Genomic DNA, 14,274 nt, shown 5'->3' on the forward strand with positions numbered 1-14,274 from the left:
ACCAAATAACGACGAAGACCAAGAAGAAAAAGTAATGAATGATGAACTTATCACTAAAGAGGCTATTTTTGAAACATTATCTCCGCAACAAACAGAAGATAAAAAGCAAGATATTAATCTTATATTAGATATACCTGTTTATTTAAGCGTTGAACTTGGTCGAACAAAAATAGCTATTAAAGATCTATTAAATCTAACCCAAGGTTCGGTAATTGCATTGGATGGGCTTGCAGGAGAACCATTAGATATATTAATTAACGGTTATTTAATAGCTCAAGGCGAAATTGTGGTAGTTGGCGATAACTATGGTGTACGTATCACCGATATTATTACTCCATCAGAGCGTGTAAGAAGATTAAGCCGTTAATGACAATAAAGCAACCTAATTTGATTCAACCTACGGTTGGTGCAACCAATACTAATACCTTATCGCCATCGTCTTCTGATTTAAATATTTATACCGAAATTGGATCGTCAATGGGATTAACGCTTATTGTGATCATCGGTTTTATTTTATTGCTAGGATGGCTCGCAAAACGAATGGGTTGGAAAAAAACGACCGAACAATGGATTGCCGTCAAAGCCACATATAACATTAATCCTAAAGAACGTATTATGGTTATTCACGTTGATAACCAATTATTAGTGGTAGGTGTTACTCCTCAACAAATGACATTGTTACATACCATCAATGAAGAAAGAACCAAAGTGTTACTTTCGCAAAATGGAGCAGATAAAAATCTTACGAAAATTAACTCATTTCAACAGATATTACAATCCGCTTTAAAAGTGAAAAAGGAGTAACAACAAGTGCGATTAAATTTAACTATTTTGCTAAGTTTATTGCTATTTAGCTTATCTAGCCATGCTGAAACTTCAGCTTTAACTAACATAAATCAGTCCCTAACAGGTGGGCAAAATTGGTCGTTACCAGTTGAAACATTAGTCTTTTTAACATTGCTCACTTTTATACCAGCAATATTATTATTGATGACCAGTTTTACAAGAATTATCATTGTGTTAGGTCTGTTACGTAATGCCCTAGGTACGCAATCAGCACCGCCGAATCAAGTTATTTTGGGAATTTCGCTTTTTATGACATTTTTTATTATGTCGCCAGTCATTGATAAAATTTATCAAGAAGCGTATGTGCCATATTCACAAAATCAAATCACCATGCAAGAAGGATTAACAAAAGCAACTAAACCATTACAAGAATTTATGCTTACCCACACGCGAGAAAATGACCTAGCGTTATTTGTTAACATGTCTCATCAAAACGACATTCAAACACGTGAAGACGTTCCCCTAAAAGTATTAGTTCCTGCTTTTGTGGTGAGTGAATTAAAAACAGCGTTTCAAATTGGTTTTACAATTTTTATTCCATTCTTAGTAATTGATCTAGTGGTAGCAAGCACGCTTATGGCATTAGGAATGATGATGGTGCCACCAGCGACAGTATCATTACCATTCAAATTAATGTTATTTGTCTTGGCTGATGGTTGGCATTTATTACTTGGATCATTAGCACAAAGCTTTTTTAGTTGAGTCGCACTATGTCATCTGAATATATCAGCACGTTAGCCATACAAGCGATAAAAGTTGCGGCATCATTAGCTGGACCGTTATTATTAGCCGCATTAGTAACAGGGTTAATCATTAGCTTATTACAAGCTGCGACGCAAATTAACGAAATGACATTATCATTTATTCCCAAGATCATAGTGGTCATTGTGGTTTTAATAATATTGGGTCCATCAATGCTATCAACCATGATCGACTATATCCAAACCGTTATTACAGATATTCCTAACTTAACCCGTTAAATGTAATGGAATTTGATATCAACAATTTATTTAATATCGATTTCTTTTCTTGGATTAGGGACTATTTTTTCCCTTTTGTTCGTATCTTAGCGTTGATCATGGTAGCGCCCATTTTTGGCGAAAAGGAAACGCCTAATCGAGTTAAAATTGGCCTAGCGCTACTCACTACGATTGTACTGCCACATCCACATATTGATGACAATATAAAAATATACTCATTTATAGGAATATGGATTATTGCACAACAAATAATGATTGGAATACTTATTGGTTTTACCATGCAGTTGGCATTTATGACAGTGCGATTTTCAGGAGAATTAATTGGGATGCAAATGGGGCTAGGAATGGCGACCTTTTTTGACCCTATTGGCGGTCCATCAACATCAGTATTATCGCGCTTAATTAACATCATTGCTTTATTAATATTTCTCAGTCTTGATGGCCATTTATGGTTGTTATACGGCATATCAAATAGTTTTGATATTATTCCGATTGCAGTAATGCCATTACAAGCGAATGGATACTTAGCATTAATTGAAGTCAGCAAACTATTATTTATCAACGCAATCATGTTAGCACTTCCTTTAATGACATTGCTATTAATCATCAACATATCATTAGGACTACTTAACAGAATGACGCCACAGCTATCTATATTTGTGGTTGGTTATCCAGCGACCCTATTCTTAGGGTTAATCATGCTAACTTATTTAATTACAACACTACCCGCATTTACTGAATTTATTTTTGAACAAATGTTTGAGCGAATTTCTAGTATCTTATGGTATTTAACTCAATGATATAAATTGATCACACAGTCGTATTTAATTTACCTATTCAACTTGACTTGCTTTTTGTAGATATTGAGTGAGGTTACTATTCTATGATATTGATTTAAAATAGATTTCTATAAAAAAGATAATGAATGCTTAAATAAAAATAATGATCTAACTAAGCATTTTTATTGTATGATAGATTATATTAATTAAAACTAAACAGATTAATGCTGATAAAATCAGCATTAATAAAATAATTAACTAAGCTTTTTTTACAAAACAGGCTTTAAGCATTATTTTCATACCGTCAATTTTACAATCGATTTCGTGATCACCTTCGACTAAACGAATGCCTTTGGCTTTAGCACCTTTTTTCAGCACTGTTGAAGATCCTTTCAATTTTAGATCCTTAATCAAAATAATATCGTCGCCATCAGCAAGTAAATTACCATTGCTATCTTTTACCTGTAATCCAACATCAGAAGACACAGCTTCGTTTGGATCCCATTCGTGGGCGCATTCAGGGCAAACACAAAAGCTGCCATCATGATAAGTGTGTTCAGATTGGCAAACAGGGCAATTAGGTATAGATTCCATAGCTTATAACTCTTATAGATTAAATAAAATGGTGTTTACTATAGCAAAAAAATGCTATTAAGTCATGGATGTTGTCTATTCGCTATTGTTAGGATCTAAAATAGTGATATACAAAAATATAGAAAGTATTAATTATGTTTTTGTAAAGGTTAATGATTAAGTTTTAATATTAATAAGCAAATATGTCATTTTAAGTAGTAGACTCGTTATTTTATATTTTTGGTGAAATAAAATATCGACAGTGACCAAGCTCGATTTAGGGGGATTTTTTTCAGAATCTCCTAAAAATCCTTCTTTAATAAAAAATCAAATAAAATCAGTACTCTACCTGAACGATTTTATACCTTCAAAAGGCGCTTATTTCACCAGTCAAAACCGACCAACTAATCTTATTTTACCTCACCACGAACAATTATTTACAATAAATTAACAAAAAGCTAGCCAACCATTTTTTTAATGGTTATACTTTCAACGCTATAGGGAAACAAGCTTATTAAATAAGCAAATAATTATAAAAATATAAATAAAACAAATAATTACTTGACAGGTGAACCATAATGCATTATCATTTTAGGCACAAGGCACAAGGCACAAGCACTGGCAAACCTATGTCTTAAGTTTATCAAATAATCTTATTCGACGAGTTTTTACACGAAACTTGTTTATATCTTCCAAATTATTTCTCAACGAATTATCGAAATTATCGCTCAAATCACCTAAAACAGCTTTGCTAGTATCAGCACTGTTATTATTGTCATCGTCATGGAATGTACAGGCGAATGGCAAAAAGTATCGAGCGGGTAATTGTAGTGATGCAATAATATTACTATCCGAACCATTACCAGCGGAGCCAGTTATGCCAGTTATGCCAGTTATCAAGTATGCAAGACCGAATCTACAAATGGGTGACGGCAAACACGCAGGCCCTGCTAACATATGGAATCCTAAGAAGGGCTTCTTAGTTCAATCAACCAATCCTGGATCATATAACCTCAATTTTCCAACTACAGGTGCGGATAATTTATATTTTGATTTACTCATTACAGGAATAGATGTAAGAGAATTGACATGGGCACCTGTCAGTCATGAGGGAATTACTGCAAGCGTGATAAATGTTGTACCCAATGATTACTGGATTCCTTATGAAGATAGGGGACAAGTTGTAGTACGTGTTAAGCTAACAGGTCCAGAGGCAAGAAATCAAAGGTTTAAACCTAGCCGAATTACTGTACCAAGGTTACCGCAGACGTTTGAGTTAGTGGGTAGAGATAAAGATGGTTATGAGTTAGTAAAATATGGATTTGTGTTGAGGAAGTGGTTCGTCAATCGGGTTGTAACTAAATATTATAATGATCAGTCCGCATGGTGTAGAGGTTTGGGTTATCGCATGCCGGGGGTAAGTGATTTAACCAATACGAATTGTGGTGTAAGAGGAGATCATTTTTTCCCATGTATAAAAATAAAAGTGGGTAGAGATTATATCATAATGAACGATGGCGCCAAGCCATCGTCAGGACATGGGGAATACCAACGTCAAATAGGCGCTGGATTTTTCACGGAGTGGGGCAGCATGAGCAGCTACGCTGATGCGGGTTTCATCGGCGACAGCTACTGGTTAGGTGGCAGCCGATCAGGTGATAATATGATGCTCGCTGTTAGCTCGAGCAAAGGCTACGTCTATGGGCGCATTGATAACTTCGGCGGTAACTATGGTCTTTGCTTAAGTGGTGGTTAATTAATCCTTATGGCGCGGAAGGTGGTTATGGTGTCTGAAAGAACAATATAAAAAAGAATAAAGCCCCAGTATAAGTTTGGGGCAAACCCCTTAGGGTTGCGCAGTTGTGGCAAAGCCACAAAACTACGCCGCCCCTACCGCCACCGACGCTGAAACCACCGCACCAATCTATTTTATTCACCAAAACAAAAAGAAATTATTTTTCACTAAAAATCAGTCAGAAAAGATGATGATTTTATTAAAGTTTTCTTAACTGTTTTTTTACCGAAAAACACTCCACACACACTGGCAATAAAGCCACAAAACCTTTATACTATATAGCAGTTTTTAGTATGACAAATGGCATACTAATATAATTCGTTCTTTAACATCATCAATTGGAATAAATTTATGCATCCGATGCTGAATATTGCTATTCGTGCTGCTCGTAAAGCAGGTAATGTAGCCATCAAGGCTTATGAAAACCCTAGTTCAATCGAAATCGAAACCAAAGGCGCTAATGATTTTGCCACTAATGCCGATCGTGCGGCTGAAGCTTTGATTATTGAAACAATCAAAAAAGCTTATCCTGACCATACTATCATTGCCGAAGAAAGCGGCTTAGCTAAAGGTAATGATGCCGATACTCAGTGGATAATTGACCCAATTGATGGTACGACCAATTTTATTAAAAATATCCCTCATTTTGCAGTGTCTATTGCAGCTCGTGTTAAAGGTAAAACCGAAATTGCTGTTGTTTATAATCCAATGAGTAATGAGCTGTTTACGGCTGCTCGTGGTAAAGGCGCCCAACTTAATGGTTATCGTATTCGAGTGAGTAATGCGAAAGATTTAGACGGTAGCGTGCTAGCAATGGCTTTTCCGTTTAAAGCTAAACAATATAGCGATAGTTATTTTGGCGTATTACAAAAATTATTTGTTAGATGTGGCGATTTTCGTCGTACTGGTTCTGCCGCTTTAGACCTTGCCTATGTTGCTGCAGGTCGTTTAGATGGCTTTTTTGAAATTGGCTTAAAACCATGGGATATTGCTGGCGGTGAGTTGATTTTGCGTGAAGCAGGTGGTGTTATTACCGATTTTGCAGGTGGCAATAATTATATGGTTTCGGGCAATGTTGTTGCGGGTAATCCTAGAATTGTTAAGGATTTATTAGTTTCTACTCAAAACGAGTGGCCCGAAAAATTACGTAACTAACGTTATCTTTTTTATTTCCTCTTATTTTGATCGCAAGTTAAATTCTTGCGATCTGTCTAGTATTTTTCTGCATTGTTATCAATTTTGAGTATATACTAATCAATAATCGTATAAAAATTAAGGCTGCATTTTATGAAGACAATACAATATCATCTTAATATTGAAGGAATGAGTTGTGCCTCTTGTGTTAGTCGTGTAGAAAAAGCAATTAAAAAAGTTGATGGTGTGACTGATGTCAGTGTTAATCTGGCTACTGAGAAAGCAACTATTAATGCAGATACTCATGTTAAACTTGAAGCATTAATGTCTGCGGTTGATAAAGCGGGCTATCGTGCTATTAAAATTTCAGATCAACAATCAGGTACAAAGAAAGTTAAAAAACAAGCACCTATTTGGCCGATTGTGATTTCTGTTATTTTAGCCATTCCTTTTGTGTTACCTATGTTATTAGAACCTTTTGGGTTTCATTTGATGATGCCAGCTTGGTTACAACTGGTTATTGCATCTATTGTGCAATTTGGACTTGGTGCTAAATTTTATCGAAGCGGTTTTAATGCGGCTAAAGCGTTGTCGGGTAATATGGATTTATTAGTGGCCATTGGTACTAGTGCGGCATATGGGTTATCAGTTTATCAGCTTATCATGGGCAATGATGAGCACCTTTATTTTGAATCATCAGTTATTATTATTACCTTAATTTTGCTTGGTAAGTGGTTAGAATCAAGAGCTAAACATCAAACCACACAAGCAATTGAGGCTCTGTCTGCGTTACGCCCTGATGTTGCTTTAGTAAGGCGTGATAATCAAGAAATCAGTTTACCCATTAACCAAGTTAAAGTGGATGATATTGTTATTATTAAGCCAGGGGAGCGCATTCCAGTTGATGGCATTGTGATTGAAGGTGCATCTAGTAGTGATGAATCAATGCTAACAGGTGAGAGTTTTCCTGTAAATAAAGCCGTTAATGATGTTGTTACTGGCGGTACAATTAATGGCGAAGGGTTACTTATCGTTAAAACTACAGCGATTCAAGCGGATTCTACTTTATCTAAAATCATTGAAATGGTTGAATCTGCTCAGGCTAAAAAAGCACCAATCCAACGAGTCGTTGATCGCATCAGCGCTATTTTTGTGCCAGTGATTTTATTGATTGCACTTGTTACGTTATTGGCTTGGGGCGTGATATCGCATGATTGGCAACAAGCATTACTCCATGCGGTGGCCGTGTTAGTGATTGCTTGCCCTTGTGCATTAGGCTTGGCAACACCAACAGCAATTATGGTTGGTACAGGAGTGGCTGCTCGTCATGGTATTTTAATTAAAGATGCCGAAGCATTAGAAACACTGCATAATATTAATATGGTTGCATTTGATAAAACAGGCACATTAACTATTGGTAAACCAGAATTAGTTGAAATGGATGTTATGGGTAGCGAGACGCCTGAGCAAATTTTATCGCTCGCAGCGTCATTACAAGCAGGTAGTGAGCATCCACTTGCTAAAGCTATTTTAAGTAAAGCCAAAGAGTATCATTATGCTCAAAATATTACTTCGGTAGCTGGTTCAGGAGTGATGGCAACCGTTGATAATACCGAATATTATTTAGGTAGTTTGCGTTGGATGAAATCATTAAATGCCTATTTTGTTGGTATGGACGATAAAATTAATCAGTTATCGAGTAAAGGTTATACCATTTCATTTTTAGCGAAACAGCAATCAGAAGGTAATGTGGTGATATTAGCACTCTTGGGTTTTGCCGATGTAATAAAGGAGGAGGCCGAAAAAGCTATTCAAGCATTGCACCAGTTAAATGTAAAAACTGTTATGTTAACTGGGGATAACCAGAAAGCAGCTAATTATGTAGGGCAGCAGTTAAGCTTAGATAAGGTTATTGCTGAAGTATTACCGCAAGATAAAGCAAACTATATTTATCAACTACAAAAAAGTGAAGATATAACTGGTAATAAGACGGTGGCAATGGTAGGAGATGGTATTAATGATGCTCCAGCCTTGGCGGCTGCCGATATTGGTATTGCTATGGGCACAGGCACCGATGTGGCTATGCATGCAGCAAGTATTACTCTAATGCGTGGTAATCTGTTTTTAATTGCTGATGCGATCGATATTTCTCGCCGAACCTATAATAAAATTAAACAAAATCTATTTTGGGCATTTTTCTATAATTTAATTGGTATTCCGCTAGCGGCATTGGGATTTTTAAATCCAATGATAGCTGGTGCCGCTATGGCGTTAAGTAGTGTTAGCGTTGTAACCAATGCACTTTTACTTAAACGTTGGAAGGCAAAATCAGAAAACCAATAATATAAGATTTTTGTTTTGAATTAAGGAGGCTTAAAGCCTCCTTTATATTGATTAGAAGACAAATTAACTTAATTCATTCTACAAATAAGCGTACATTCTTGTTAAAAAGTTTCAGGTAACATAGTGTTTGAGTATAAAAAGTATCAAAAAAGTACGTCCAATATTGTTCAATAGTAATAATAACCAAGATAATTATGCCTTATTTTGTTTACTGAATTATTTTAGGTTGGTATCGATCTAATAGCATGTTATTAAATTTATTTTCTGGGTCTAATAGTGCTTTAAGTTTAAAAAAGCGATCTGCTTGTGGGTATGCGCGCTGAAATTGTTTACGAGTTGCATGTAATTGATACGGTAAATAATAACTTCCACCCTTTGCTAATACTGCATCGATTAATTCTCGTGTCCAGATTCCTACTTTCTTTTTGCTTTGTTCATCAGTATCTTGTTGATAATAAATAACAAAAGCAAACACTTCGGTTTTAGCCCATGCTAGTAATGAACCGCTATCAGGATTTGCATGACGAATCGAAATATTAATCACATTGGCCTGATGTTTTTTTAGGATAGTAATTAATTCAGGGTAAAAATCCTCAAACCGCTCTACAGGGATAAAATACTCCTGTAGAGCAAAACTTTTATTTTTGCTTTTAATTGGCTGTAAATTCGACACATCATAACTGGCTTCATAATTACGCCACATTACTGGTTGTTTTGTATAATCTATATCATCATACAATTTACGTAAATGCTTGCCTAAATTTGATGAGGCGACAATTTTTATTTTTTGTTCCTGCTCAAACGAATATTGGTCGGTTGGGCGTAATCTGTCCAAAATAGTTAATGGTTCTTGTGTTTCTTTAAAAGTCACAGCACGAACTTTTTCAAAATCTGGTGGGTAAATTACCGAATTGTGGAATATGGCACTTTTGTCAGAACGAATCTGTTGCATAAAATATGGGTAATACTTGGTAATTGGCATAACATCGCTAATGCGTTTTACTTTAACATTATCAACAAGTTGCAAAGTGACTTCTGTAATTACGCCTAATCCACCATAACCGCCGATAGCACCATAAAATATATCTTGATTTTCTTTTGGACTGGCTTCGACAATAGCGCCATCAGCTAGGACAATTTTGAACTTCTCAACAGATAAAATCATAGGGCCTTCTCCGATATAACGCCCATGCACATTTACACTAAGCGAACCACCAATACTAAAATTGGCATAGCTTTGCATAATTTTTACTGATAAATTGTAGGGATCAATCAATTCCTGTACTTGACGCCAAGTTGCGCCTGTTTCAATGGTTAAAAGTTTCTTCTCAGGGTTGAAATCAATTACATGGTTGAGTTTTTGTGTATCTATTTGAATTCCATTGCTTATTGCTGTTTGTCCACCCATGCTGTATTTGCCACCAGCTATACTAATTGGACCAGAGGTATTTTTAACTAATTCTGAGACTTGTTGAGTCGATTCTGGTTGCATAACCGCAGATGCTTGTACAGGTGTCATACCTGTAACATCATTTACAACGACAGCTTGCGTTTTTAGTGGTAGTAGCAAGAAAAGACAGTAGCTCAATAAAGTTAATTTTTTCATTGTAAGTTATTATTTATTTTTGATATATTAGGAATATGATTTTATCTATACAAATTAAATAAATCAATGCTTCTATAATTTTTATGTGTTTATTCTTGAATAAGTTTGAAAATGAGTTGCCATTCCAATTCTATATCTCAATTTTAATTCCGTATCACTCTATAAAACGTTTAATCTAATCTGTGAAAGTCATTTTTTCTTTATGAAAAGGCGTTATATTTTATATTCATTACAATCGTTTCCAAATTATTGTAAAAAACTTGAGTGATTTCTATATGGTATGGGTTTTTACTTATTTAGCTAGGATTTGAAACTAATTACCGCTAAAATACCACTCAATTGTGTTGGCTATGGGATAAATCAAAAATAAACCGATGATACTTTCATGCCAAAGTAAATGAGTTAATGAGGTTGAACGTTGTGATTACATCTGATGAGATTAAAAGTCGCTTATGGGATGGTGCCAATGAACTGCGTGGTTCGATGGATGCCAGTCGTTATAAAGACTATATGTTAGGTTTAATGTTTTATAAATTTTTAAGCGATAAAACATTATCATCATTTAAAATGATGATAACCAGAGATGAGATCACGCAGTCCGAGCTTATCGCTAATTATCATAAAAGCATGGCTGAACGTGGTCCTCAATTAGAAAGCATACTGCAAAATACACTAGGTTATTATGTTTTACCCGAACACCTTTATCAAACTTGGATTGAAGATATAAATAAAGGCAATTTTGAAGTGCAAAAAGTGATCGACAGCTTAAATCACTTTGAACGTTCAATTGCCAATAGCAAAGATGCCGATGACTTTAAGAATCTGTTTTCTAATTCAACCTTAGATTTAACCGATACCGCACTTGGTAGTAATTTACACGAGCGCAGTAAAAATATTAAAGCTTTAATCTTATTATTTGCCGATCTTGATATGGTCGCTTTACAAAAAGGCGATGTATTAGGCGATGCTTATGAATATCTGATTGGTAAATTTGCTATGGAAGCCGGTAAAAAAGCCGGGGAATTCTATACACCACGCCAAGTAAGTGAAGTAATGGCACAAATTGTTGCCAAAACACCCAATATTCGTTCTATTTATGACCCGACGGTTGGATCTGGCTCATTACTGCTAACAGTTAAAAAACATCTAACCAAACAAGCGCAACAAAGTTTGACCTATTACGGTCAAGAAAAAAATACCGCTACTTATAATTTGGTGCGGATGAATTTATTACTGCATGAAGTCAAACCCAATAAAATGACCATTAGAAATGGCGATACTTTAGCTCATGATTGGCCTGAAGATCCTGAGCGTCCTTGTGAGGGCGTCCAATTTGATGCGGTAGTCATGAATCCACCTTATTCAGTCAAAAACTGGAATCGCGCAGGATTAAAAGTGAGCGATCCCCGTTTTGAAATAGCAGGCGTATTGCCGCCCGATTCAAAAGGTGACTTTGCCTTTTTATTACATGGACTATTCCATTTAGGACAAAGTGGCACTATGGCAATCGTGTTACCACATGGAATCTTATTCCGTGGTGCAGCTGAAGGTGAAATCCGCAAACGATTATTAGAAAAGAATTACATTGATACCGTAATCGGCTTGCCAAGCAACCTGTTTACCAATACAGGCATCCCCGTTGTGGTTTTAGTGTTAAAAAAGAATCGTCAACTGACTGATCCGGTATTAATCATTGATGCATCAAATACCTTTATAAAAGTCGGTAAGCAAAATGTCTTGCAAGAAAAAGACATCGCCAAAATTGTGGATACTTATGTATTACGTCAAGAGCAAACTGGCTATAGCCATTTAGCCACTCGTCAAGAGATTATCGCTAACGAATACAACCTCAATATCCCCCGTTATATTGATGCCATTGATGATGATATTGCTCACGACGTCGAAGGTCATTTATTAGGTGGCATACCACAGCACAATATTGAGCAACTTGCTGTTATCCGTGCCACCACGCCCGACTTATTGCAGTCGGCATTAGTGCCTGTGCGTCCGCACTATTTCACCTTAAAAGAAGAGATTAGCGAATTAAGCACTAAAATCTTAAATGATGAACGGATACGACAGCAATCGGCACAATTAGCGCAGCAAACGCAAGCTTATATAGAGCGCTATTGGTCACAAATCATTGCAGTTAATGATGCAGAGCAAATTCACCCACTAATGGAAGCCATGTTAAACGACATAAAAAGCCTACTAGCTAGCTTTAATCATCTTGATATCTATGACGGCTATCAGATTATTGCCGAAATTTGGCAAAATGCATTACTCCATGACGCTGAAATTATTGCCGCCACTGATTTTTATACCGCAGGGCGCAACCGAGTACCGAATATGGTCAACAAAGGTAGCGGTGCTAAAAAACGGTCTGAGCAAGATGGCTTTATTAGCAGCCTAATTCCAAGCGAATTAATTGCCAGTGAATTATATGCCGATGAGCTAACCAATATCGACAACAATAAACAGCAAATCCAAACGCTAGAAAGCGAACTTGCGGATCTGGTCGAAGCGGCCAAAGTGGAAGACAGCCCTGAGTACGATGCGCTGTATGAATCGTTGAAAAAGAACGATGACGACGAACCATTAGACTCATTTGATAATAAAAAACTCAAACAAGAGTTAAAAGATACACCCAAAGATAGTGAAGCCTATTTAATACTTAAAAAAGTCGATAAATTAATCAGCCAAAAATCCACATTAAGTAAACAAATTAAAACGGAAGAATTGGCATTAAAAGAAGCAGTACAAGAGCGGATTTTAAGCTTAACGGATCAAGAAATTAACACACTAATGTATAAAAAATGGTTTGGTAATACCATTGCGTTACTGAGCGAATTAATCGAAAAACCGATTAAAGCCGAATTAAAAACCCTACAAATGTTAAACGAACGTTATCAAGATACCTTAACTTCGATTGATAAAGAGATCGAACAACTCGAAGCCGAGTTACAAGCGATGATGCAAGATCTGGTGGTAACGCAATGAGTCAAAGTAAAAAATTAATTCCTAAGCGGCGGTTTAAGGGGTTTGAGGGTGCTAGTGAATGGCAAAAATACGAACTAGGCCAATTGGGCAGCGTTGCTATGAATCGCCGTATTTTTAAGGAACAGACAACAAATTCAGGTGAAATTCCTTTTTACAAGATAGGGACTTTCGGCGGAGAACCAGATGCTTTTATTTCTCGTGAAATTTTTGAAAAATATAAAACAATCTATCCCTATCCTAAAATAGGGGATATTCTTATTTCAGCATCTGGAAGTATTGGAAAAACTATAGAATATGAAGGTAAGGATGAATATTTTCAGGATTCAAATATAGTATGGCTTAATCATGATGAAAGACTAATTAATAGTTTTTTAAAACAGTTCTACAAAATAGTAAATTGGCAAGGAATTGAAGGTAGTACGATTAAAAGATTATATAATAAAAATATTTTATTAACTGAAATTATTCTTCCATCAGCTAAAGAACAAACCCAAATAGGTGAATTTTTTAAAAAGCTTGATAACCTTATTAGCACTCAACAAAAAAAACTAGAAAAAGCCAAAACCCTAAAATCTGCCTATCTGACGGAAATGTTTCCAAATGAAGATGGACCTAAGAGAAGATTTATAGGTTCAATTGGTCTTTGGAGACAAAAAGAAATTATAGAAATAGGTAAAATATTTATTGGATTGGTTACAACAATGACCGAAAATTATACAAATGTAGGTACGTTATTAATAAGAAATTCAGATATCAAAGATAATAAGTTTGAATTTTCAGATAATCCAATATATTTAAAAGACACATTTGCACAAATAAATGCTTCGCGCCGTTTACATATTGGTGATGTAGTTACTGTTCATACGGGGGATGTAGGAACCTCAGCTGTAATTACAAAGAAAGAAGAAAATGCGATAGGTTTTGCAACAATTAATACTAGACCCAACCAAAATATTATAACATCAGAATTTTTATCAGTTTTTTTGAATTCACGTAAACATAAAGCATATGCCCAAAAAATGTCTACTGGAGATGGCAGAAGTAACTATAATTTAAAAGATTTTAATCAATTAATCGTTGATCTACCTAATATCACAGAACAAATCAAAATCGGTAATTTCTTTAAATTACTCGATGATAAAATAGCATTAGAACAAAAAAAATTAGCTAAATTAAAAAACATCAAACAAGCTTATTTAAACGAAATGTTTGTATAAA

The 14,274-nt window shown here is 35.5% G+C and carries 12 protein-coding genes and 1 pseudogene; 11 read left to right on the forward strand and 2 right to left on the reverse strand.

Annotation, left to right across the window (positions count from 1 at the left end):
* Positions 1 to 64: 64 nt before the first annotated feature.
* The 5 genes and pseudogenes from fliN to fliR all read left to right on the forward strand — a co-directional run.
* Positions 65 to 367: pseudogene (gene fliN, locus A9G38_RS00405) on the forward strand (flagellar motor switch protein FliN); the annotation flags it as partial.
* Positions 367 to 804, forward strand: coding sequence for a flagellar biosynthetic protein FliO (gene fliO, locus A9G38_RS00410; RefSeq protein ID WP_034909510.1), 438 nt, complete (start codon positions 367 to 369; stop codon positions 802 to 804). The pseudogene fliN and the gene fliO, both read left to right, overlap by 1 nt.
* A 6-nt stretch (positions 805 to 810) precedes the next feature.
* Positions 811 to 1,548 (forward strand): flagellar type III secretion system pore protein FliP, encoded by a 738-nt coding sequence (fliP, locus tag A9G38_RS00415; RefSeq protein WP_034909513.1) that lies wholly within the window; start codon positions 811 to 813, stop codon positions 1,546 to 1,548.
* 8 nt (positions 1,549 to 1,556) lie between these two features.
* On the forward strand, positions 1,557 to 1,826 hold the full coding sequence (gene fliQ, locus A9G38_RS00420; RefSeq protein ID WP_034909516.1) for a flagellar biosynthesis protein FliQ: 270 nt from the start codon (positions 1,557 to 1,559) through the stop codon (positions 1,824 to 1,826).
* Between the two features lie 5 nt (positions 1,827 to 1,831).
* Positions 1,832 to 2,626, forward strand: a complete 795-nt coding sequence (fliR, locus tag A9G38_RS00425) for a flagellar biosynthetic protein FliR (protein WP_051634103.1) — start codon at positions 1,832 to 1,834, stop codon at positions 2,624 to 2,626.
* 237 nt (positions 2,627 to 2,863) lie between these two features.
* Here the strand turns inward: fliR and A9G38_RS00430 are convergent, their stop codons facing one another.
* Positions 2,864 to 3,199, reverse strand: a complete 336-nt coding sequence (locus A9G38_RS00430; RefSeq protein WP_034909519.1) for a zinc ribbon domain-containing protein YjdM — start codon at positions 3,197 to 3,199, stop codon at positions 2,864 to 2,866.
* 727 nt (positions 3,200 to 3,926) lie between these two features.
* Here A9G38_RS00430 and A9G38_RS00435 point away from each other — a divergent pair.
* From A9G38_RS00435 to A9G38_RS00445, 4 genes are all read left to right on the forward strand, one after another.
* A complete protein-coding gene (locus A9G38_RS00435) occupies positions 3,927 to 4,934 on the forward strand; it encodes a hypothetical protein (RefSeq protein WP_176713208.1) in 1,008 nt (335 codons plus the stop codon).
* 106 nt (positions 4,935 to 5,040) lie between these two features.
* Positions 5,041 to 5,187, forward strand: coding sequence for a hypothetical protein (locus tag A9G38_RS12115; protein ID WP_155266108.1), 147 nt, complete (start codon positions 5,041 to 5,043; stop codon positions 5,185 to 5,187).
* Positions 5,188 to 5,324: 137 nt separating this feature from the next.
* A complete protein-coding gene (gene suhB / locus A9G38_RS00440) occupies positions 5,325 to 6,128 on the forward strand; it encodes an inositol-1-monophosphatase (RefSeq protein WP_034909524.1) in 804 nt (267 codons plus the stop codon).
* 132 nt (positions 6,129 to 6,260) lie between these two features.
* On the forward strand, positions 6,261 to 8,450 hold the full coding sequence (locus tag A9G38_RS00445) for a heavy metal translocating P-type ATPase (RefSeq protein WP_034909526.1): 2,190 nt from the start codon (positions 6,261 to 6,263) through the stop codon (positions 8,448 to 8,450).
* Between the two features lie 208 nt (positions 8,451 to 8,658).
* Here the strand turns inward: A9G38_RS00445 and A9G38_RS00450 are convergent, their stop codons facing one another.
* Positions 8,659 to 10,056: an FAD-binding oxidoreductase gene (locus tag A9G38_RS00450; protein ID WP_034909528.1), complete on the reverse strand. Its 1,398-nt coding sequence runs from the start codon at positions 10,054 to 10,056 to the stop codon at positions 8,659 to 8,661.
* A gap of 420 nt (positions 10,057 to 10,476) precedes the next feature.
* Here A9G38_RS00450 and A9G38_RS00455 point away from each other — a divergent pair, with 420 nt between their 5' ends.
* Both A9G38_RS00455 and A9G38_RS12120 read left to right on the forward strand, forming a co-directional pair.
* Positions 10,477 to 13,056 (forward strand): type I restriction-modification system subunit M, encoded by a 2,580-nt coding sequence (locus tag A9G38_RS00455; protein ID WP_034909532.1) that lies wholly within the window; start codon positions 10,477 to 10,479, stop codon positions 13,054 to 13,056.
* Positions 13,053 to 14,273: a restriction endonuclease subunit S gene (locus A9G38_RS12120; protein WP_034909534.1), complete on the forward strand. Its 1,221-nt coding sequence runs from the start codon at positions 13,053 to 13,055 to the stop codon at positions 14,271 to 14,273. The genes A9G38_RS00455 and A9G38_RS12120 overlap by 4 nt, the downstream gene beginning before the upstream one ends.
* Position 14,274: the final 1 nt, after the last annotated feature.

Source organism: Gilliamella sp. Imp1-1 (assembly GCF_001690415.1).
Classification (GTDB): Bacteria; Pseudomonadota; Gammaproteobacteria; order Enterobacterales; family Orbaceae; genus Gilliamella; species Gilliamella bombi.

Bases quoted from the DNA above. Each gene is read 5' to 3' on its own strand.
- fliO (WP_034909510.1), top strand. From the start codon at position 367: ATGACAATAAAGCAACCTAATTTGATTCAACCTACGGTTGGTGCAACC.
- fliQ (WP_034909516.1), top strand. From the start codon at position 1,557: ATGTCATCTGAATATATCAGCACGTTAGCCATACAAGCGATAAAAGTT.
- fliR (WP_051634103.1), top strand. From the start codon at position 1,832: ATGGAATTTGATATCAACAATTTATTTAATATCGATTTCTTTTCTTGG.
- A9G38_RS00430 (WP_034909519.1), bottom strand. From the start codon at position 3,199: ATGGAATCTATACCTAATTGCCCTGTTTGCCAATCTGAACACACTTAT.
- suhB (WP_034909524.1), top strand. From the start codon at position 5,325: ATGCATCCGATGCTGAATATTGCTATTCGTGCTGCTCGTAAAGCAGGT.
- A9G38_RS00445 (WP_034909526.1), top strand. From the start codon at position 6,261: ATGAAGACAATACAATATCATCTTAATATTGAAGGAATGAGTTGTGCC.
- A9G38_RS00450 (WP_034909528.1), bottom strand. From the start codon at position 10,056: ATGAAAAAATTAACTTTATTGAGCTACTGTCTTTTCTTGCTACTACCA.
- A9G38_RS12120 (WP_034909534.1), top strand. From the start codon at position 13,053: ATGAGTCAAAGTAAAAAATTAATTCCTAAGCGGCGGTTTAAGGGGTTT.